Here is a 20,300-nt window from a genome sequence, read left to right on the forward strand (position 1 = left end):
GGAGGCCGCGCCGGAGCACAGCGGGGCCACCGGCGGCACGCGGCCCGCACCGGGCCGCCCGCTGCGCCCCCGACCAGGCCGACGCGGCCCCGGGGCCCGCCGGACGGACGGGCAGGTGACGACGGAGCCCGGCACCGCCCTCACCCCCGGAACCGCTGCCACAGCCGGGGATAGCGCTGCGCGAGCACCCGGTCGTCCTCCAGGTCCAGGGGCGTGCCCTCCGGCTCGGCCGGCGCCGGGGCGATGCCCAGGTCCGGCGCGACGGTGCCGGTCAGCTGCTCGTACGCCTCGTCCGCCGCGTACCCCAGCTCCTCGCCGTCGCCGTCGACCTCCTCGTCGAAGTCGTCCAGCAGCCCGGCCAGCGCGTCCGGCTCGTGCACCGCGCCCTCGAAGACCTCCCGGCCCTGGCCGATCAGCCAGCACCGGAAGAAGTCGAACGCGTCGTCGCTGCACCCGTCCAGCAGCAGCCAGGCGGCACCCCACAGGTCCCAGCGGTAGGCGCGGTTGTAGCGGGCCTCGAAGTGACGGGCGAAGTCCAGGACGAGATCGGGCTCCAGCTGGAGCAGCCGCTCCACCAGCGCGTCGGCCTGCTCCTCGGGGTCGCCCCCGGCGGCCTCGCGGGTGGCGTCGATCAGCTCCCAGAACTCCGTCTCGTCCATCACGCCACCAGCATCGGGCCTCGGCCGATGCGCCGCACGCGGAACACGGGCGCGCCGCCGCCGGCCCACCCGACGGCACGGCACGGCGCGCCACTCGCGTCGTCAGGTGTCCGATCGGCGGTACAGCGCGGCCAGCCGGGCCGCGTCGGCCGCGCAGCGTTCGCGCAGGCTCGCCGGTGCCAGTACCTCCGCCTCCGGTCCCAGCGCGGTCAGCTGGCCGTGGGCGACCTCCTCCGACTCCACCGGCAGCGTCACGGTCACCCAGCCCTCGGCATCGGGGGCGCCCGCGTCCGCCAGCGCCTCCCGCGCGCCGAGCGGATCGACGGTGTGCGGCAGCCGGCGCACGCCCTCGGGGGACAGCCGTACGACCACCTCCGCGCGCAGCAGCGACCGGGCGAACCGCTCGGCCTGCTCCGCCCAGAAGCCGGGCAGGTCGAACCCCGCATCGCGGTCGAACCGCTCGTCCAGCCCGGCCACCGAGGTGAACCGGTCGATCCGGTACGTCCGGAAGGCGCCGGCCCCGGCGACCCGCGCGCACAGGTACCAGACACCCGCCTTCAGCACGAGCCCGTACGGCTCGAGCCGCCGCCGGACCGTCCCGTCCCCGCGCCGGTAGCCGGCGTCGACCCGCCGGTCGTCCCAGACCGCTTCGGCGATCACGGGGAGCCACGCGGGCGTGCCGGGCTCGCGGAACCAGGCCGGGGCGTCCAGGTGGAAGCGCTGCGCGGCGCTGTCCGGCGCGTCCCGCAGCGAGGGGAGCAGCGCCGCCGACACCTTCAGCCGGGCCGCCGAGGCCGCGTCCTGCAGCCCCATCTCGCGCAGTGCCCCCGGCACCCCGCTCAGGAACAGCGCCTCCGCCTCGCTGCGGGCCAGCCCGGTCAGCCGCGTCCGGTACCCGCCGACCAGCCGGTACCCGCCGGCCCGGCCCCGGTCGGCGTACACCGGCACCCCCGCCTCCGACAGCGCCTGCGCGTCCCGTGTCACGGTCCGCTCCGACACCTCCAGCTCACGCGCGAGCTCGGCGGCGGTCATGGCGGGACGGGACTGCAGGAGCAGGACCATCTTGATCAGACGTGCGGCGCGCATGCGCACATCATGCAAGAGGCCCCCGCCGAAGCGGGGGCCTCCTCACAGGATGCGCGGTGCCTTACAGCCCGTACTTCTCCCGGGCCTCCTTGACCGCGGTCGCCTTCACCTCGCCGCGCCGGGCGAGCTGGGCCAGCGACGCGACGACGATCGACTGGGCGTCGACGCCGAAGTGGCGGCGGGCGGCCTCACGGGTGTCCGACAGACCGAAGCCGTCGGCGCCCAGCGAGGACCAGTCCTGCTCCACCCACTGCGCGATCTGGTCCGGGACCTGGCGCATGTAGTCGGAGACGGCCAGCACCGGGCCCTCGGCGCCCTGGAGCGCCTGGCGGACGTACGGCACCCGCTCCTCGCCGCGCAGCAGCGCCGCGTCGGCCTCCATGGCGTCCCGGCGCAGCTCCGACCAGGAGGTCGCCGACCACACGTCCGCGGCCACGCCCCACTCCTCGGCCAGCAGCTTCTGCGCCTGGAGGGCCCAGTGGATCGCCGTGCCCGAGCCCAGCAGCTGGATGCGCGGGGCGTTGGCGGGCACGGAGACACCCGCGGACTCGGCCGTGTTGAAGCGGTACAGGCCCTTGACGATGCCCTCGTCGATGCCGAGGCCCTGGGGCTTGGCCGGCTGCGGCAGCGGCTCGTTGTAGACCGTCAGGTAGTAGAAGACGTTCTGGTCCTCGCCCGGCTTGGCCTCGCCGTACATCCGGCGCAGACCCTCACGGACGATCACCGCGATCTCGTAGGCGAACGCGGGGTCGTACGTCAGCGCGGCCGGGTTGGTCGCGGCGATGACCGGGGAGTGGCCGTCGGCGTGCTGGAGGCCCTCGCCGGTGAGGGTCGTACGGCCGGCCGTCGCGCCGACGAGGAAGCCGCGGCCGAGCTGGTCGCCGAGCTGCCACATCTGGTCGGCGGTGCGCTGCCAGCCGAACATCGAGTAGAAGATGTAGAACGGGATCATCGCCTCGCCGTGCGTCGCGTACGCGGTGGACGCGGCGATGAAGTCGGCCATCGAACCGGCCTCGGTGATCCCCTCGTTGAGGATCTGGCCGTTCTTGGCCTCCTTGTAGTACATCAGCTGGTCGCGGTCGACCGGCTCGTACGTCTGGCCCTTGGGGGAGTAGATGCCCAGCGACGGGAACAGGCTCTCCATGCCGAAGGTGCGCGCCTCGTCGGGGACGATCGGCACCCAGCGCCTGCCCGTCTCCTTGTCCCGGACCAGGTCCTTGACCAGGCGGACGAAGGCCATGGTGGTGGCCACGTTCTGGGAGCCCGAGCCCTTGTCGAAGGAGGCGAACGCCTTCTCGGCGGGGGCCGGCAGCGGGGCGAGCGCGTGCGTGCGGCGGGCCGGGGCCGGGCCGCCGAGGGCCGCGCGGCGCTCCTGGAGGTAGCGGACCTCCGGGGAGTCGGCGCCCGGGTGGCCGTAGGGCACCACGCCGTCGGTGAAGTCGCTGTCCTTGATCGGCAGGCCGAGCAGGTCGCGCATCGCCTTGAACTCGTCCACCGAGAGCTTCTTCATCTGGTGGTTGGCGTTCTTCGACGCGAAGCCCTCGCCGAGGGTGTGGCCCTTGACCGTCTGGGCCAGGATCACGGTCGGCGCGCCCTTGTGCTCGACGGCGGCCTTGTACGCGGCGTAGACCTTGCGCGGCTCGTGACCGCCGCGCGAGAAGTGGAAGCAGTCGAGGATCTTGTCGTCGCTCAGCAGCTTCGCCATCTCGGCGAGCGCCGGGTCCTTGCCGAAGAAGTCCTCGCGGATGTAGGCGGCGCCGCGGGTCTGGTACGTCTGGACCTGTGCGTCCGGTACCTCGCGCAGCCGGCGTACCAGCGCGCCCGTGGTGTCGAGCTGGAACAGCTCGTCCCAGGCCGAGCCCCACAGCGTCTTGATCACGTTCCAGCCGGCGCCGCGGAACTGGGCCTCCAGCTCCTGCACGATCTTGAAGTTGGCGCGGACCGGGCCGTCGAGGCGCTGCAGGTTGCAGTTGATGACGAAGGTGAGGTTGTCCAGCTCCTCACGCGCGGCCAGCGCGAGGGCCGCCGTCGACTCCGGCTCGTCCATCTCGCCGTCGCCGAGGAAGGCCCAGACGTGGGAGGCGGAGACGTCCTTGATGCCGCGGTTGGTGAGGTAGCGGTTGAAGCGCGCCTGGTAGATGGCGGAGAGCGGGCCGAGGCCCATCGACACCGTCGGGAACTCCCACAGCCAGGGCAGACGGCGCGGGTGCGGGTAGGACGGCAGGCCGTTGCCGCCGGCCTCCTGGCGGAAGTTGTCCAGGTGCTGCTCGCCGAGCCGGCCGTCGAGGAAGGCGCGGGCGTAGATGCCGGGGGAGGCGTGGCCCTGGATGTAGAGCTGGTCGCCGGAGCCGTCCCCCTCCTTGCCCTTGAAGAAGTGGTTGAAGCCGGTCTCGTACAGCCAGGCCGCGGAGGCGAAGGTGGCGATGTGGCCGCCGACGCCGTGCTTCGCGCCGCGGGTCACCATGGCGGCCGCGTTCCAGCGGTTCCACGCGGTGATCCGGGCCTCCATCTCCGGGTCGCCGGGCAGCGCCGGCTCCGCGGAGGTGGGGATGGTGTTGACGTAGTCCGTCTCGAGGAGCTTCGGCAGCGCGATGCCGCCCGCCTCGGCGCGCTCCAGCGTGCGGCGCATCAGGTACGCGGCGCGGTGCGGCCCGGCCTCCCTGGCGACGGCGTCGAGGGAGGCCTGCCACTCGGCGGTCTCCTCCGGGTCGCGGTCCGGGAGCTGGTCGAGCGCGCTCGGCTGGATGGCGTTGGGGTCGGTCATGTCGCCGCCTTCCTCAGTCGAAGGGGTTCCCTCATCGGTAAGGGTTCGGGGGTGCCCTTGGTCTTTGGCAGGACAGGGCAGGCGGACCTCGAAGGCGGCGTCGTTGTGCGACTCCGTCGCGCGTCCGTCGGTGACTGTAACTCCCTGATCGATGATCGATCAAAGGGTTGAGGGCCAAAACCTCTTGATTTGGAGAAAGTCGGCACGCGGTGCCTTCGGTCATGGCACCCGGTGACGCTAATATGCCTTGTTTTCGCAGGTGAGCGTAGGGATGCTCGACTGGGTCAGGCGCGCGGGGCGCACCCCAGCACATGGGCCTTCACCAGCTCGGCGATCCGGGGGTCCCGGCGCTTGAACGCCTGGACCAACTCCTCGTGCTCCTCGGCATAGGACTGCTGGACCGTGCCCAGCCAGCGGATCGACAGCGCCGTGAACACCTCGATGCCGAGGCCCTCCCAGGTGTGCAGCAGCACCGAGTTGCGGGCCGCGCGGACCAGCTCCCGGTGGAAGCCGACCGTGTGCCGCACCTGCGCCGTGCCGTCCGCCTCCCGGTCGGCCTCGTACAGCGCCAGGACGTGCGGCTCCAGTGCCGAGCAGTCCTCAGCGAGGCGGTCGGCCGCCAGCTCCGCCGCGATGGCCTCCAGACCGGCCCGGACCGGGTAGCTCTCCTCCAGGTCCGCCGCCGTGAGGTTCCGTACCCGGACGCCCTTGTTGGGGGCCGACTCGATCAGGCGCAGGGACTCCAGCTCGCGCAGGGCCTCGCGGACCGGGGTCTGGCTGACCTCCAGCTCGGTGGCGATCCGGCGCTCCACGATGCGCTCGCCCGGCTGCCAGCGCCCGCTGACGATCCCCTCCACGATGTGCTCGCGGATCTGCTCGCGCAGCGAGTGGACGACGGGCGCGGTCATGAGGGCTCCTTAGGGAGGGCTGACGTTTAGACAATACGGCCGGTCCGCTCCGCGGGTAGGGCGCGTGGGGGTGCTTTGGTGCAGGTGAGACGAGGCTTACACGCTCCGTATGCCGACAAACGCGAACACCCCGCCCGGAGAGGCTCCGGGCGGGGTGTTCGGGGAGGACAAGCCTTACAGGCCGAGCTCGACCTCGAACTCGCCCGCCTCCAGGATCGCCTTGACCGCCGTCAGGTAACGGGCCGCGTCGGCGCCGTCGACCAGGCGGTGGTCGTAGGAGAGGGTCAGGTAGGTCATGTCGCGGACGCCGATGACCGTGCCCTCCTCGGTCTCGATGACGGCCGGACGCTTGACCGTGGCACCGATGCCGAGGATCGCGACCTGGCCCGGCGGCACGATGATCGTGTCGAACAGCGCGCCGCGCGAACCGGTGTTGGAGATGGTGAAGGTCGCGCCGGACAGCTCGTCCGGGGTGATCTTGCTGGCCCGGACCTTGCCCGCCAGCTCCGCCGTGGCCTTGGCGATGCCCGCGATGTTGAGGTCGCCGGCGTTCTTGATGACCGGGGTCATCAGGCCCTTCTCGGAGTCCACCGCGATACCGATGTTCTCGGTGTCGAAGTAGGTGATGGTCCCCTCGGCCTCGTTGATCCTGGCGTTGATGACCGGGTGGGCCTTCAGCGCCTGCGCGGCGGCCTTGACGAAGAACGGCATCGGGGAGAGCTTGACGCCCTCGCGGGCCGCGAAGGAGTCCTTCGCCTTGGCGCGCAGCTTCATCAGGCGGGTGACGTCGACCTCGACGACCGACGACAGCTGGGCCTGCTCGTGCAGCGCCTTGACCATGTTGTCGCCGATGACCTTGCGGATGCGCGGCATCTTGACGGTCTGGCCACGGAGGGGGGAGACCTCCAGCGCCGGGGCCTTCCTGGCGGCCGGGGCGGCGGCAGCGGCCGGAGCCGGGGCGGCCGCGGCCTTCGCGGCCTCGGCGGCGGCGATGACGTCCTGCTTGCGGATGCGGCCGCCGACGCCGGTGCCCTTGACGGTGGCCAGGTCGACGCCGTTCTCGGCGGCGAGCTTGCGCACCAGCGGGGTGACGTACGCGCCCTCGTCCGTCGCCTGGGTGGCGGTCGGGGAGGTCGGCGCGGTGGCCGGGGTCACCGGAGCCGGGGCGGGCGCCGGCGCGGGGGCCGGGGCAGCGGCGGCCGGGGCCGGGGCCGGAGCAGCGGGCGCCGGGGCGGCGGGAGCCGGGGCCGGAGCGGCGGCGGGCGCGGGGGCCGGAGCGGCAGCCGGAGCCGGCGCGGGGGCCGGGGCAGCGGCGGCGGGCGCCGGGGCCGGTGCGGCGGGCGCCGGGGCGGCGGCCGGGGCGGCACCCGGGGCGCCGATGACGGCGAGCTTGGCGCCGACCTCGGCGGTCTCGTCCTCGCCGACCACGATCTCCAGCAGCACACCGGAGGTGGGCGCCGGGATCTCGGTGTCGACCTTGTCCGTGGAGACCTCGAGCAGCGGCTCGTCGGCCTCGACGCTGTCGCCGACCGACTTCAGCCAGCGGGTGACGGTGCCCTCGGTGACGGACTCACCGAGCGCGGGCAGGACCACGTCGGTGCCCTCGGCGCCACCGGCAGGGGCGGCCGGGGCGGCCTCGGCGGCGGGGGCCGGAGCCGGAGCGGCCGGGGCCTCGGCGGCCGGGGCCGGGGCGGGCTCGGCGGCCGGAGCCGGGGCGGGGGCCTCGGCGGCGGCGGGGGCAGGGGCGGCGGCCGGGGCACCCGTGCCGTCGTCGATCAGGGCCAGCTCGGCGCCGACCTCGACCGTCTCGTCCTCGGCGACCTTGATGGAGGCCAGCACGCCGGAGGCCGGGGCCGGGATCTCGGTGTCGACCTTGTCGGTCGAGACCTCGAGCAGCGGCTCGTCGGCCTCGACGCGTTCGCCCTCGGCCTTCAGCCAGCGGGTGACAGTGCCCTCGGTGACGCTCTCACCGAGCGCCGGAAGGGTTACGGAAACCGCCATGGTTTCGGTTGCTCCTAACGAATTGCGGAAGTCTGTGTCGTCGCGCCCGTTGACCGAAGGCTCAGTCGTGGGAGTGCAGCGGCTTGCCGGCCAGGGCCAGGTGGGCCTCGCCGAGCGCCTCGTTCTGCGTCGGGTGGGCGTGGATGAGCTGGGCGACCTCGGCCGGCAGCGCCTCCCAGTTGTAGATCAGCTGGGCCTCGCCGACCTGCTCGCCCATGCGGTCGCCGACCATGTGGACGCCGACGACGGCACCGTCCTTGACCTGGACGAGCTTGATCTCGCCCGCGGTCTTCAGGATCTTGCTCTTCCCGTTGCCCGCCAGGTTGTACTTCAGAGCGACGACCTTGTCCGCGCCGTAGATCTCCTTGGCCTTGGCCTCGGTGATACCGACGGAGGCGACCTCCGGGTGGCAGTACGTCACCCGGGGAACACCGTCGTAGTCGACCGGGACGACCTTCAGACCGGCCAGGCGCTCCGCCACCAGGATGCCCTCGGCGAAGCCGACGTGCGCGAGCTGGAGCGTCGGGACGAGGTCACCGACGGCGGAGATCGTCGGGACGTTGGTGCGCATGTACTCGTCGACGAGGACGTAGCCGCGGTCCATGGCGACCCCGGCCTCCTCGTAGCCCAGGCCCTGCGAGACCGGGCCGCGGCCGACGGCCACCAGCAGGACCTCGGCCTCGAACTCCTTGCCGTCGGCCAGGGTGACCTTCACGCCGTCCTGGGTGTACTCGGCCTTCTGGAAGAAGGTGCCCAGGTTGAACTTGATGCCGCGCTTGCGGAACGCGCGCTCGAGGAGCTTCGAGCTGTTCTCGTCCTCGACCGGGACGAGGTGCTTCAGGCCTTCGATGATCGTGACGTCCGAGCCGAAGGACTTCCACGCCGAGGCGAACTCGACGCCGATGACACCGCCGCCCAGGATGATCGCGGACTTCGGCACGCGGTCCAGGACGAGGGCGTGGTCGGAGGAGATGACGCGGTCGCCGTCGATCTCCAGGCCCGGCAGCGACTTCGGCACGGAGCCGGTCGCCAGCAGCACGTGACGGCCCTGGACGCGCCGGCCGTTGACGTCCACGGAGGTGGGGGAGGACAGCCGGCCCTCACCCTCGATGTACGTCACCTTCCGGGACGCGATGAGTCCCTGCAGACCCTTGTACAGGCCCGAGATCACGTCGTCCTTGTACTTGTGGACGGCCGGGACGTCGATGCCCTCGAAGGTGGCCTTCACGCCGAACTGCTCGCTCTCGCGGGCCTGGTCGGCGATCTCGCCCGCGTGCAGCAGGGCCTTGGTGGGGATGCAACCCCGGTGCAGGCAGGTGCCGCCGACCTTGTCCTTCTCGATCAGGGCGACGTCCAGGCCCAGCTGCGCCCCGCGCAGGGCCGCGGCGTAACCACCGCTACCACCGCCGAGGATCACTAGGTCGAAAACGGTGCTGGCGTCGTTCGCCACGTCACGTCCTCCATGCATGTGCGCCTTGCGCCGGTCGTCACTGACCGGCGGGCGGCTGGTGTCCGGCCGCTTGATGCTTCGGCCCTTCGGTGGGGGCCCTGTCCTGCCGGGCTCCATCTTCGCACTTGTCGGAGGCGATCGAGACGCGGGGCCGGTGTGTGAGACGTCCCACGTTCCCCGGCGGACCAGGGGCGCGCGGGCGGGGGCGCGGGGAACTGCGCGAACAGTCCCCACGCCCCCGCGGACGCCGTACTACGGACCCGACCGGGTCGTCAGGCGGCTCAGCCCAGGTCACCCGCGGCGGTCAGCTCCGCGAGACGGACCAGCGTACGCACCGCCGTGCCCGTACCACCCTTCGGCGTGTACCCGAAGGGGCCGCCCTCGTTGAACGCCGGCCCGGCGATGTCGAGGTGCGCCCACGAGATCCCCTCGCCGACGAACTCGCGCAGGAAGAGCCCGGCGACGAGGCCGCCGCCCATCCGCTCGCCCATGTTCGCGATGTCGGCCACGGACGACTCCATGCCCTTGCGCAGGTGCTCCGGCAGCGGCATCGGCCAGGCCGGCTCGCCGACCTCCTCCGCCGCCTCGTGCACCGCGGAGCGGAACGCGTCGTCGTTGGCCATCACACCGAAGGTCCGGCTGCCCAGCGCCAGCATCATCGCGCCGGTCAGCGTGGCCACGTCCACGATCGCGTCCGGGTTTTCCTGCGAGGCCGCCCACAGCGCGTCGCCGAGCACCAGCCGGCCCTCGGCGTCGGTGTTGAGCACCTCGACCGTCTTGCCGCTGTACATGCGCAGCACGTCACCCGGGCGCACGGCGGAGCCGGACGGCATGTTCTCGGCCAGCGCCAGCCAGCCGGTGACGTTGACCTGCAGACCGAGGCGCGCGGCGGCCACGACCGCGGCGAACACGGCGGCGGCACCGCTCATGTCGCACTTCATCGTCTCGTTGTGCCCGGCCGGCTTCAGCGAGATGCCGCCCGAGTCGTAGGTGATGCCCTTGCCGACGAAGGCCAGGTGCTTCTCCGCCTTCGGGTGCGTGTACGACAGCTTCACCAGGCGGGGAGCGGCCGCGGAGCCGCCGCCGACGCCGAGGATGCCGCCGTAGCCGCCCTTGACCAGGGCCTTCTCGTCGAGCACCTGCACCTTGATGCCGTGCTCCTTGGCCGCGGCCTGCGCGATGCCGGCGAAGGCGGCGGGGGTGAGGTCGTTCGGCGGGGTGTTGATCAGGTCGCGGGCGCGGTTCAGCTCCTCGCAGACCGCGACCGCGCGGGCGACCGCGCCCTTGTGCGCGGCGTCGCGCGGCTTGCCGCCGAGCAGCGCGGCCTCGGCCAGCGGCGCCCTGCCGTTCCCGGCCCTGCCGTTGCCGCCGTTTTGGGCGTCGCCCTTGTAGGCGTCGAAGGAGTAGGCGCCGAGCAGGACGCCCTCGCCGATCGCGCCGATCGCGCCGGGGCTGTCCACCGGCAGCGCGAACGCGGCCTTCCTCGACCCGGCGAGCGCGCGGGCGGCCACACCGGCGGCCTTGCGCAGCGCCTCGGCGTCGTAGCCGGCGCCGCCGTCCTCGCCGTCCTTGCCGTCGGGCTGCGCGCCCAGGCCCACCGCCACCACGAGCGGGGCCTTGAAGCCGGCCGGCGCGGGCAGCTTCGTCAGCTCGCCCTCGGCACCCGAGGCGCCGAGGGTCTCCAGGACGCCGGCCAGCTTGCCGTCGTACGCCTTGTCCACGGCCTCGGCGCCCGGCGCGACGACGGGCCCCTGGGCGCCCTTGGCGACACCGATCACGATCGCGTCGGCCCGCAGGCCGGGCGCCGCGGCGGTGCTGAGAGTCAGAGCAGTCACGGTGGTGAAATCTCGCTTCCGATGTGAAGTTCGCTGTGGCCGATATGGGGTGGGTCGACCGGGCCCGAGAGCCGACCCTAGGCCCAGGGCTGGGCACTGGTGGCAACCGGGGCCTTCACCCTGTCGGCGAACACCCGTGATGAGACTACGCCCGTTGCCGACGTGCCCCGAAGGGGCGCGGGACGCACGGCCCCGGGCCGCGGGGCGCTAACGGCCCAGCGCCAGCACCACGAGTGCGGTGACCGCGGCCGTCTCCGCGACCGCGCCGAACACGTCGCCGGTGACCCCGCCGAACCTGCTGACACACCTGCGCAGCAGCAGGTCGGCGGCGGCGACGGCGGTGGCCACCGCGAGGGCGGTGCGCGCGGCGTCGTACCCGCCCAGGCCGGCGCCCGCCGCGCCGGCCGCCGCCACGACGGTGAGCGCCACGGCCAGTGCCGTGCCCTTCGGTACCACCCCGGCCACCGCCGCCCCGAGCCCCTCCGGTCGGGCCGCCGGCACCCCGGCGCGGGCGGCCAGGGTGAGCGCCAGCCGGGCCGCGACCGCGGACACCACGGCCGCCAGGGCACCCCGGGCCCAGGAGCCGCCGTAGAGCTGCGCCAGTACGGCGACCTGGGCGAGCAGCACCAGGACGAGGGTGAGCACCCCGAACGGTCCGATGTCCGACTGCTTCATGATCCGCAGGGCGTCCTCGGCGGGTTTGCCGCTGCCCAGCCCGTCGGCGGTGTCGGCGAGCCCGTCGAGATGCAGCCCGCGGGTCAGCGCGGCCGGTACGGCGACCGAGGCGACGGCGGCGAGCAGCGGCCCGGCGCCGAGGAGGAGCAGCAGCAGGCCGAGGCCGGCCGCGCACCCGCCGACGACCAGCCCGGCCACCGGGGCGCACACCATGCCTCCGCGCGCGGCCCCCCGGTCCCAGCGGTGCACCCGCACGGGCAGCACGGTGAGCGTGCCGAAGGCGAACCGGAGTCCGTCCCGCAGGCAGGACGAAGAAGCCGGGGAGGTGGGGGAGGAGGACGAGACCACCGGCGCAGGGTACCCGCCGCCCGCCCTGACCGGCCCGGCCCGGTTCGGCGGCTGGTCCCCGTGGCTCGCGCCCGGTGGCTGCGCCGCTGTGCCCCGAGCGCCACCCGGCGGCGGCCCCGGCCCCGTGCGCAGGGACAGCGCCTCCCTCCCCCCGGCCCCCGGAGGGATAAAGTGCGCACATGGGGCACTGGTGGGTGCGGAACATCGTCGAGCCGGGAAAGCTTCCGTTGCTGCTGGCCCTCGCCGCCTTCGTGCTGACCTTCGTCGTGACCCGGGTCATCACCCGGCTGATCCGGGCGGGCCGGGGACCGTTCGGCGACGTCCGGGCCGGCGGGCTGCACATCCACCACGTCGTCCCCGGCGTCGTCCTCACCGTCGTCGGCGGCTTCGGGGCGGTGGCCAGCGACCGCCACGGCGTCGGCGGGATCGTCTCGGCCGTGCTGTTCGGCATGGGCGCGGGCCTGGTCCTGGACGAGTTCGCGCTGATCGTGCACCTGGACGACGTCTACTGGACCGAGGAGGGCCGCAAGAGCGTCGAGGTCGTCGTGCTGACCGCCGCCCTGGTCGGCCTGCTGCTCGCCGGCTTCGTCCCGTTCGGCGTCAACGACCTCTCCCGGCAGGAGCTGGCCGACCGCGGCACGGCCATCTCCAACATCGTCGCGAACTTCCTCCTCTCCCTCGTCGCCCTGCACAAGGGCAAGGCCCGCACCGCGCTCTTCGGGGTGATCGTGCCGCTGGTCGCGCTCGTCGGCGCGGTCCGGCTCGCCCGCCCCGGCTCCCCGTGGGCCCGCCGCTTCTACGGCCGCCGCCCCCGCGCCCGCGCCAGGGCCGCCCTGCGCGCCTACCGGCACGACCGCCGCTGGGCGCGGCCGAGCCGTGCCGTTCAGGACTGGATCGGCGGCAAGCCCGACCCCCGCCCGGCGCGCCTGCCCGGCCACCGCTGACCACGGGCGCGACCGGCCGGGACCGTGCCGCGCTGCCGTGCCGCCGCCAGCAGGCACAGCAGGCCCACCGCCATCAGCGCGGCCAGGTGCTCCTTGCCCGCCAGGTTCTCCTTGAGCAGCACCTCGAAGACCATCGCCAGCGTCACCGCGCCCGCCGTCACATAGGCGCCGTACCGCCAGCAGACGAACACCGCGAGCCCCACGACGGCCGCCGAGGGGCCGGTGTCCACCACCTGCCCGTCGGTCCACGGCAGCCCGAACGGGGCGTGCGCGCCCAGGGTGATGCCGAGGCGCGCGTACAGGGTTCCGGCGAGCGTGGCGACGTAGGCGATGGTCAGCGTCCGCTTCCAGCCCAGGCACAGCTCGGCGATCCCGAAGACCAGCAGGATCTGCGCCAGCGCCCCCCACACCGGCAGGTCCAGCGCGGGCACGAACAGCGACAGGGGAGTGCGCAGCAGGGCGAGCCACAGCGGGTCGTCGGCCCGTACGGCACCCAGGTCCTGCACCAGCCGGTACCCCCACGGCTGGTTCTGCACGTACTGCAGGAGCGCCGTCAGACCCACCGCCGCGACCGTCAACGGGGCCGCCGCCGGGCCCCGGCGCCGCAGCGGCCCGCGCACGGCGGCGTACAGCGGCCCCCACTCGGCACGGGCCCAGCCGGCCGGCGTCCTCATCGGACGCCCCTCCTCGAACGTTCCCCCGCCGAGCGTCGTGGCCATCGAGCGTTCCCCCGTCGTACGTGTCTCATCGGTGCGTTCCCAGGTGCCTGCGGTGCAGCCACTTGGGAAGACCCGGCGCCTCCAGGAACCCCTCCGCGCGTGCCGACGCGAGGCCGATGCGCGGCAGGTCCGCGCTCTTCTCGAAGAGCAGGAACCGCGGCTCCCAGATGGGCCGGTACTTGGCGTTGGCGCGGTACAGCGACTCGATCTGCCACCAGCGCGAGAAGAAGCTGAGCAGCGACCGCCACAGCCTCAGCACCGGTCCGGCACCGAGGCGCGCGCCACGTTCGAAGACCGATCTGAACATCGCGAAGTTGAGTGAGACCTGCGTGATCCCGATCTCCTCGGCCCGCCGCAGCAGCTCGATGACCATGAACTCCATCAGGCCGTTGTCGGAGTCCCGGTCCCGCCGCATCAGGTCCAGGGAGAGCCCGTGCGGCCCCCACGGCACGAAGGACAGCAAGGCCCGCAGCCGTCCCTCGGCGTCCGTGCACTCCAGCATCACGCACCGGCCGTCCCCGGGGTCCCCGAGCCGGCCGAGCGCCATGCTGAAGCCGCGTTCGGTGGCACCGTCCCGCCAGTCGTCGGCACGCTCCACGAGATGGGCCATCTCGTGGGCCGGGATGTCCTCGTGCCGGCGGATCCGCACCCGGTACCCGGCCCGCCTCACCCGGTTGTACGCCTGCCGGACGGTGCGCATCGCCCGGCCCTCCAGCGTGAACTCGGCGACCTCCACGACCGCCTCGTCCCCGAGTTCCAGCGCGCCCAGGCCGTGCCGGCAGTAGACCGTCCCGGCCTCCTCGCCCGCCCCCATGACGGCCGGGATCCAGCCGTGCGCCCGCGCCTGGGCGAGCCACGGGGCGATCGCCCCCGGCCACGCCTCGGGGTCCCCGATCGGGTCCCCGGACGCGAGACTCACCCCGCCGACCACCCGGTAGGCGACGGCGGCCTTCCCGGTCGGCGACCACACCACACTCTTCTCCCGGCGCAGCGCGAAGTAGCCGAGCGAGTCGCGGTCGCCGTGCCGCTCCAGCAGTTCGCGCAGCCGCTTCTCGTCGTCCTCGGTGAGCGGGTCGACGGCCCGCCGGGACCGGAAGGCGGCGTAGAACACGGCGAGCACCAGGGCCGTACTGAGCACGTTGATGGCCACGTTGGCCCAGTTGGGCGGGTCGATCCCGGGGAAGTGGGACTCCTCGGCCGCCACCGACACCAGACGCAGGGCGCCGTAGTGCCAGCGTTCCGGGAACGAGGACCGGGCCGCGTCCGGCGCCTGGTTCGTGACCGTCACCAGCAGCCCGGCCAGCAGGCTCGCCACCAGCCCGCCGCCGACGGCCACCGTGGCCGCGAGCCGGGGGTTGGACCGGTCGCCCTTGGCGTAGAACTCCCGGCGGCCGGCGAGCAGCGCGCCGACGAAGGCGGCGGTCAGGGCGAGGGAGACCCAGTTCTGCGGGTACCGGCGGATCTCCGGGAACGCCATGGCGAACGCGAACAGCGCCAGGAACAGCCCGCTCATCACCAGGTTGAGGATCCACGCCGCCCGCTTGCGGCGCCGCATGGTGATCGCGAGGAAGGCGGTGAACACACCGGAGGCGAAGCCGGCCGTCAGCAGGTACGGCGTGAAGAAGTCGTCCTGGTTGTGCCGGCGCACGTCCTGGCCGAGCGAGACCCACACCGCGCTGAGGAAGTTGATGAAGGCGACGGTCCGCAGGTACCAGACGGCGAACGCGGCGGCCCGCCGGGAGGCCCCGGTGGACCGCCGCGCCCGCCCCGTCCGCGGCGCCTCGGCTCGCTGCTCACCGGCAATCCGGACATCTCCCATGTCCAGGATCATATGGGTGCGGCTCCGGCGAACCACACCTTTCAGTCCGTCGGTGGCATCGGGCTCACATATCCGTCTTCTCCACCGGCTCCCTCTGCGCCCTCTCCCCCTCCTCCGCCGGCTCCTTCTCCGCGTCCGGCTCCTTCTCCGCCTCCGGCCGCTCCGGAAGCTCCGCCGCCAGCGCGGCGGCGGACCGTACCAGCGGCAGCGCCAGCAGCGCGCCGACGCCCTCGCCGACCCGCACGCCCTGCTCCAGCAGCGGTTCCAGGGCCATCCGGTCCAGCGCCTTCGCCTGTCCCGGCTCCCCGCTGTCGTGCCCGGCCAGCCACCAGTCGGGCGCCCGGAACGCGACCCGCTGCGCGACCAGCGCGCAGGCGGCGGCCACGACCCCGTCGAGGATCACCGGCAGCTTCCGCACCGCGCACTGCAGCAGGAACCCGGTCATCGCCGCCAGGTCCGCCCCGCCCACGGTCGCCAGCAGCTGCAACTGGTCCCCGAGCACCGGCCGGGCCCGCCGCAGCGCGTCCCGGACCGCCGCGCACTTGCGCATCCACGCCAGGTCGTCGATCGCCTCGCCGCCCCGCCCGGTCACCACGGACGCGTCGGTCCCGCACAGCGCGGCGACCAGCACGGCCGCCACCGTGGTCCCGCCCACGCTGACATCGCCGAGCACCACCAGATCGGTCCCCGAGTCGGCCTCCTCGTCGGCGACCGCGACCCCCGCCCGCAGCGCGGCCTCGGCCTCCTGGAGGGTGAGCGCGTCCTCGACGTCGATACGGCCGCTGCCCCGCCGCACCCGGTGCCGCACCACGTCCGCGGGGAAGGCGGCCGGGTCGCAGTCCAGGGCCATGTCCACCACCCGTACGGGCACCTCGAGCCGGCGCGCGAGCACGGCCACCGGGCTCGCGCCCTCCAGCACCGCCCGCACCAGCTGCTCCGCACCGCCCGCGGGCCGCGCCGACACGCCGAGTTCCGCGACCCCGTGGTCGCCGGCGAACAGCACCACCCGGGGCCGCTCGACCGGCCGCACCGGCACGGTGCCGCGCGCGGCGGCCAGCCACTCGCCCAGCTCGTCCAGGCGGCCCAGCGCTCCCGCCGGCACGATCTGACGCTCCCGCCGGGCCTCGGCGTCACGGCGTACGCCCCCGTCCGGGCGCTCGATCAGATCGGTGAAATCGTCCAGATTAAGGCTGCTCATTCGCCGAACAGTACCGCCAGCGGGCGAACGCGCCCGCGCCACATCGCCACCACACCCCTGCGACGTCTTTGCACCCCGAAGCGCGATCCCATACGTTCCGCTTTGCCGCGGAATGTCGCACAGGGAGCACGCCCATGCCGACCTCGCCCCTCACCCCGCAGATCACCACCCCCCACGACCCCTTCCAGGAGCCCCGCCGCGCGGACTGCCCCTGGTGCGGCTCCCCCCGCCTGCGCACCCGGCTGCGCGCGCCCGACCCGCTGCGGCACCGGTCGGGCGGGTTCGTCCTCGACGCGTGCCGGGACTGCGGCCACGCCTTCCAGAACCCCCGGCTCAGCGCGGAGGGGCTCGCCTTCTTCCACCGCGACTTCTACGAAAGGCACCTGGAGGAGTTCGCCGCGCGGATCGTGCCCGACCGGGCGGCGCGCCGCCGGCACCGCACCACCGCCTGGCGGCTGTCCGAGCTGCGGGAACCGGAGAGCTGGCTCGACGTCGGCACCGGCCACGCCCGGTTCCCCGAGGCGGCGAAGGAGTTCTTCCCCTACACCAGCTTCGACGGGCTGGACCCGACGGCCCGGGTGGAGCAGGCACTGCTGGAGGGGCGCGTGGAGGAGGCGCACCGCGGCTACCTCACGACCCCCGGCATGACGGCCCGCCTGCGCGCCCGCTACGACGTCGTCACCATGTTCCACCACCTCCAGCAGGCCCCCGACCCACGGGCCGAACTGCGCGCCGCGCTCACCGTGCTGCGGCGCGGCGGCCACCTGGTCGTCGAAGTCCCCGACCCGCGCTGCCTGTTCGCCACGCTGCTGGGCCGGTGGTGGCTGCCGTACGGCCAGCCGCGCCATCTGCACCTCGTGCCGCTCGCCAACCTCCGCGCGGAACTGCGCTCCCTGGGCTGCACCGTCCTGGTCACGGACCGCACGACCCCGCACGTGCCGTACGACCTCTCGGCGGCCGTGGCCCTCGCCGTGGCCCAGGCCCACCCCGTCGTCCAACTGGCGGCGATCCCCGTCCAGTCCCTGGCCTCGGCCCTGGACCGCGGGTGCGCTCCGCTGGTCCGCCGCACCCGCTTCTCCAACGCCTACCGGGTGGTGGCGCGGAAGGACGCGGGGTAGCCGGGCACCGGAGCCGGCCGCGGGCGCGTCGTCGCGCGCGCCCGGCCGCGGCACCGGGCGCCCCGTCACCCCCGGAGCACCAGCGCCTGGCCCGCCACCACCAGCAGGACCTGCTCGCACTCGCTCGCGAACGCCGCGTTCAGCCGGCCCAGTTCGTCCCGGTAGCGGCGGCCGGAAGCCGTCGCCGGGACGATCCCGGAGCCGACCTCGTTGGACACCGCCACCACGGTCCGCCGGGTGCCCCGCACCGCGGACGTCAGCTCCCGCACCCGCTGCCGCAGCGCCTTCTCACCCCCGCCCGCCCACTCCGCGTCGTCCCACGCCCCCACGGAATCCATCACGTCCGTCAGCCACAGCGACAGGCAGTCGATCAGCACCGGCGGCCCGTCCTGCGCCAGCACCGGCACCAGGTCCGTCGTCTCCGCCGTACGCCACGACCCCGGCCGCCGCTCCCGGTGCACGGCCACCCGGGCCGCCCACTCGGTGTCCCCGCCCCGCGTGCCGCCCGTCGCCACGTACAGCACCTCCGGGAACGTCTCCAGCCGCCGCTCCGCCTCCACCGACTTGCCCGAGCGGGCCCCGCCCAGCACCAGCGTCCGCCGCGGCACGTCCGGCACCTCCTCGTAGGCCCCCACCACCAGCGTCGTACCGTCCGGCACCGCCCGCGCCCCCGCCGCCGCGAGCCGGCGCCGCAACTCCGCGCCGGGCGGAACGTCGTGGTCCAGGTGGACGGCGAGCACATCCGTCGTGGGGCCGACCGAGCCGACCGCGCGGAGCCGGGCGAGCACGTCGGGCCGGCCCACGACGTCCGCGAGGAGCATGTCGTACGACTCCGCCGTCGCCCCCTCCAGCCCCGCCGGCGCCCCGCCCGGCGGCAGGTACAGCAGCCGCTGCCCGTCCGGCCCGGTCACCGCGTACCCGGTACCGCCCGCGTCCATCGCCACGGCCCGCACCCGATGGCCCGTCAGCAGCGCCAACTCCCGCCCGTCCGGCACCCGGCCGGGCTGCGGCAGCCCGGCCGGGACCTCCACCGCCGGGCCGTCGTGCGGGTGCGACAGCAGCACCTGCCGCACCCCGCCCAGCGACTGCCCGGCGCGGGCCGCCGCGAACGCCGCGCCCGGCGTCAGGTCCAGCAGCAGCGTCCCGTCCACGAGCGCCGCCGTCGCGGCCCGCGCGTCCGGACCGAGCGCGGTCGCGCACACGGCACAGGAACAGTCGGGGCGAGGCAGTCCCGCCGGGGCACCGGTACCGAGCAGAGTTACTTCCACGGACCGATTTTCGCCTGCCCCCCGACGTCCCGCGCGACCGGCCACCCGGATGATCCGCCGCCTCTAACGGCCGGCCCGGCGGAGCGCATACGCTGCGGGGGCAGGTGTTGGATCAAAGGAGGCCCAGATGACGGCATGGACGTGGCGGTTCGAGAAGGCCGACGGGACGGAGGTCCAGCCGGCGGTGCAGCCCGAGGAGTTCACCACGCAGGGGGATGCCGAGTCCTGGATCGGGGAGCACTGGAAGGCGCTGCTGGAGGGCGGGGCCGACCAGGTGCGGCTGTTCGAGGAGACGGCCGAGATCTACGGCCCGATGAGCCTGCACGCCGACGCGTGACCCGGCCGTGAACGGGGTGAGGAGGGTTCACCCTCCTCACTGCCCGCCCAGCGTCACCTCGACCGTCCTCTGGGTGCCGTCCCGCTCGTAGGTGACCGTGGTGCGCCGGCCCGGCTTGTCGTCCGCCAGCGCCTCGGCCAGTGAGGTGATGGTGGTGACGGGCCGGTCGCCCACCGCGGTGATGATGTCGCCGGCGCGCAGGCCCGCCCGGTCGGCCGCGCCGCCGGCGCGGGCGGTGACCACCGCCACCCCGATCGGCTCGTAGCGGTCGTTCACGACCGTCCGCGCGGTGATGTCGAGGGCCGCCCGCCCGGACTCGACGACCTTCCCCTCCCGGACGATCTGGCCGGCGACCGTCCGCACCATCGACGCCGGGATCGCGAACCCGATGCCGGGCGCCGCGCCGTTGCCGAAGGTCGGGTCGGCCGCCGCGAGCGTCGGGATGCCGATCACCTGCCCCGCGAGGTCCACCAGGGCGCCGCCGCTGTTGCCGGGGTTGATCGCGGCCGAGGTCTGCACCATGTTCGCGATCGTCGCGCCCGTACCGCCGCCCGAGTCGCCCTCGCTGACGGTCCGTCCGGTCGCCGAGACGATGCCCTGGGTCACACTGGACGACAACCCGAGCGGTGACCCCATGGCCAGCACGATCTGGCCGACCTGCACCTTCTCGGAGTCCCCGAACACCGCCGGCTTCAGCCCGCCCGGCACCCGGTCCAGCCGGACCACGGCGAGATCCTGCTCGGGGTAGGAGTAGACCAGGCTGGCGGTGAGCGGTTCCTCGCTGTTGGCCGTGGTCACCTGGAAGGTCTTCTCCGACCCCACCACGTGCGCGTTGGTGACGATGTGGCCCTTGTCGTCGTACACCACCCCGGAGCCCAGGTCCCGGCTCGCCTGGATCTGCACGACCGACGGCAGGACCTCTCGGATCACCTTCTGGTACTGGCTCTGCAGGTCGTTCGCGGCCGCCGGCAGGGCCGCCCGGGTGGCCGCCGCGGTGTCCCGTCCGGTCTGGGCGGCGGGGGCGGTGCAGCCGGCGGCGAGGGCCGCGCAGCACACCAGCGCGGCGGCCGGGACGGCTCCTCGGAGCCGGGGCGCGCGGGTACGGGAAGGGTCCATGTCCCGAGTCTCACCGCGCGGTGATCAACCGTCCCGCGCTGTTCCCCCGAACGTG

At 73.8% G+C, this 20,300-nt stretch carries 16 protein-coding genes; 3 read left to right on the forward strand and 13 right to left on the reverse strand.

What is annotated here, in order from left to right:
* Positions 1–140 precede the first annotated feature (140 nt).
* The 8 genes from LG395_RS28425 to LG395_RS28460 form a co-directional block, all read right to left on the reverse strand.
* Complete coding sequence (locus LG395_RS28425) at positions 141–659, reverse strand: DUF4240 domain-containing protein (protein ID WP_225811700.1); 519 nt, start codon at positions 657–659, stop codon at positions 141–143.
* A 102-nt stretch (positions 660–761) separates the two neighbouring features.
* Entirely contained in the window at positions 762–1,745 is a 984-nt protein-coding gene (locus LG395_RS28430; protein ID WP_225811680.1) for a helix-turn-helix transcriptional regulator, read from the reverse strand.
* A gap of 61 nt (positions 1,746–1,806) precedes the next feature.
* Complete coding sequence (gene aceE / locus LG395_RS28435; protein WP_171157007.1) at positions 1,807–4,509, reverse strand: pyruvate dehydrogenase (acetyl-transferring), homodimeric type; 2,703 nt, start codon at positions 4,507–4,509, stop codon at positions 1,807–1,809.
* Between the two features lie 284 nt (positions 4,510–4,793).
* A complete protein-coding gene (locus LG395_RS28440; protein ID WP_132783808.1) occupies positions 4,794–5,417 on the reverse strand; it encodes a GntR family transcriptional regulator in 624 nt (207 codons plus the stop codon).
* 174 nt (positions 5,418–5,591) lie between these two features.
* Positions 5,592–7,418 (reverse strand): 2-oxoglutarate dehydrogenase, E2 component, dihydrolipoamide succinyltransferase, encoded by a 1,827-nt coding sequence (gene sucB / locus LG395_RS28445; protein ID WP_225811681.1) that lies wholly within the window; start codon positions 7,416–7,418, stop codon positions 5,592–5,594.
* 61 nt (positions 7,419–7,479) lie between these two features.
* On the reverse strand, positions 7,480–8,868 hold the full coding sequence (lpdA, locus tag LG395_RS28450) for a dihydrolipoyl dehydrogenase (protein WP_225811682.1): 1,389 nt from the start codon (positions 8,866–8,868) through the stop codon (positions 7,480–7,482).
* A gap of 281 nt (positions 8,869–9,149) precedes the next feature.
* Positions 9,150–10,703: a leucyl aminopeptidase gene (locus LG395_RS28455; protein WP_171157013.1), complete on the reverse strand. Its 1,554-nt coding sequence runs from the start codon at positions 10,701–10,703 to the stop codon at positions 9,150–9,152.
* A 207-nt stretch (positions 10,704–10,910) separates the two neighbouring features.
* Complete coding sequence (locus LG395_RS28460; protein ID WP_225811683.1) at positions 10,911–11,726, reverse strand: adenosylcobinamide-GDP ribazoletransferase; 816 nt, start codon at positions 11,724–11,726, stop codon at positions 10,911–10,913.
* Positions 11,727–11,905: 179 nt separating this feature from the next.
* On the opposite strand from LG395_RS28460, the gene LG395_RS28465 reads away from it, so the two are divergent.
* A complete protein-coding gene (locus LG395_RS28465) occupies positions 11,906–12,670 on the forward strand; it encodes a hypothetical protein (RefSeq protein ID WP_171157016.1) in 765 nt (254 codons plus the stop codon).
* On the opposite strand, the gene LG395_RS28470 is transcribed toward LG395_RS28465, so the two are convergent.
* The 3 genes from LG395_RS28470 to cobT form a co-directional block, all read right to left on the reverse strand.
* Positions 12,610–13,344, reverse strand: coding sequence for a hypothetical protein (locus tag LG395_RS28470; protein WP_225811701.1), 735 nt, complete (start codon positions 13,342–13,344; stop codon positions 12,610–12,612). The two genes, LG395_RS28465 and LG395_RS28470, sit on opposite strands and share 61 nt — an antisense overlap.
* A gap of 70 nt (positions 13,345–13,414) precedes the next feature.
* A complete protein-coding gene (locus tag LG395_RS28475) occupies positions 13,415–15,208 on the reverse strand; it encodes a phosphatidylglycerol lysyltransferase domain-containing protein (protein ID WP_171157018.1) in 1,794 nt (597 codons plus the stop codon).
* Between the two features lie 64 nt (positions 15,209–15,272).
* On the reverse strand, positions 15,273–16,406 hold the full coding sequence (cobT, locus tag LG395_RS28480; RefSeq protein ID WP_225811684.1) for a nicotinate-nucleotide--dimethylbenzimidazole phosphoribosyltransferase: 1,134 nt from the start codon (positions 16,404–16,406) through the stop codon (positions 15,273–15,275).
* 134 nt (positions 16,407–16,540) lie between these two features.
* Between cobT and LG395_RS28485 the strand changes: the two genes are divergently transcribed.
* Entirely contained in the window at positions 16,541–17,524 is a 984-nt protein-coding gene (locus LG395_RS28485) for a class I SAM-dependent methyltransferase (protein WP_225811685.1), read from the forward strand.
* Between the two features lie 65 nt (positions 17,525–17,589).
* Here the strand turns inward: LG395_RS28485 and LG395_RS28490 are convergent, their stop codons facing one another.
* Positions 17,590–18,792, reverse strand: coding sequence for a bifunctional adenosylcobinamide kinase/adenosylcobinamide-phosphate guanylyltransferase (locus LG395_RS28490; RefSeq protein ID WP_225811686.1), 1,203 nt, complete (start codon positions 18,790–18,792; stop codon positions 17,590–17,592).
* 127 nt (positions 18,793–18,919) lie between these two features.
* On the opposite strand from LG395_RS28490, the gene LG395_RS28495 reads away from it, so the two are divergent.
* Positions 18,920–19,129 (forward strand): hypothetical protein, encoded by a 210-nt coding sequence (locus LG395_RS28495; RefSeq protein ID WP_030658323.1) that lies wholly within the window; start codon positions 18,920–18,922, stop codon positions 19,127–19,129.
* Between the two features lie 36 nt (positions 19,130–19,165).
* Here the strand turns inward: LG395_RS28495 and LG395_RS28500 are convergent, their stop codons facing one another.
* Positions 19,166–20,245 (reverse strand): S1C family serine protease, encoded by a 1,080-nt coding sequence (locus LG395_RS28500; protein ID WP_225811687.1) that lies wholly within the window; start codon positions 20,243–20,245, stop codon positions 19,166–19,168.
* Positions 20,246–20,300: the final 55 nt, after the last annotated feature.

Origin of the sequence: Streptomyces spinosus (genome assembly GCF_020400655.1) — a bacterium.
Classification (GTDB): Bacteria; Actinomycetota; Actinomycetes; order Streptomycetales; family Streptomycetaceae; genus Streptomyces; species Streptomyces argyrophylli.

What these genes read in the sequence shown, in the direction of transcription:
- LG395_RS28495 (WP_030658323.1), top strand. Translation starts at nt 18,920, where the DNA reads ATGACGGCATGGACGTGGCGGTTCGAGAAGGCCGACGGGACGGAGGTC.
- LG395_RS28485 (WP_225811685.1), top strand. Translation starts at nt 16,541, where the DNA reads ATGCCGACCTCGCCCCTCACCCCGCAGATCACCACCCCCCACGACCCC.
- cobT (WP_225811684.1), bottom strand. Translation starts at nt 16,406, where the DNA reads ATGAGCAGCCTTAATCTGGACGATTTCACCGATCTGATCGAGCGCCCG.
- LG395_RS28465 (WP_171157016.1), top strand. Translation starts at nt 11,906, where the DNA reads ATGGGGCACTGGTGGGTGCGGAACATCGTCGAGCCGGGAAAGCTTCCG.
- LG395_RS28500 (WP_225811687.1), bottom strand. Translation starts at nt 20,245, where the DNA reads ATGGACCCTTCCCGTACCCGCGCGCCCCGGCTCCGAGGAGCCGTCCCG.
- LG395_RS28425 (WP_225811700.1), bottom strand. Translation starts at nt 659, where the DNA reads ATGGACGAGACGGAGTTCTGGGAGCTGATCGACGCCACCCGCGAGGCC.
- LG395_RS28470 (WP_225811701.1), bottom strand. Translation starts at nt 13,344, where the DNA reads ATGAGGACGCCGGCCGGCTGGGCCCGTGCCGAGTGGGGGCCGCTGTAC.
- LG395_RS28475 (WP_171157018.1), bottom strand. Translation starts at nt 15,208, where the DNA reads ATGGGAGATGTCCGGATTGCCGGTGAGCAGCGAGCCGAGGCGCCGCGG.
- sucB (WP_225811681.1), bottom strand. Translation starts at nt 7,418, where the DNA reads ATGGCGGTTTCCGTAACCCTTCCGGCGCTCGGTGAGAGCGTCACCGAG.
- LG395_RS28440 (WP_132783808.1), bottom strand. Translation starts at nt 5,417, where the DNA reads ATGACCGCGCCCGTCGTCCACTCGCTGCGCGAGCAGATCCGCGAGCAC.
- aceE (WP_171157007.1), bottom strand. Translation starts at nt 4,509, where the DNA reads ATGACCGACCCCAACGCCATCCAGCCGAGCGCGCTCGACCAGCTCCCG.
- LG395_RS28430 (WP_225811680.1), bottom strand. Translation starts at nt 1,745, where the DNA reads ATGCGCGCCGCACGTCTGATCAAGATGGTCCTGCTCCTGCAGTCCCGT.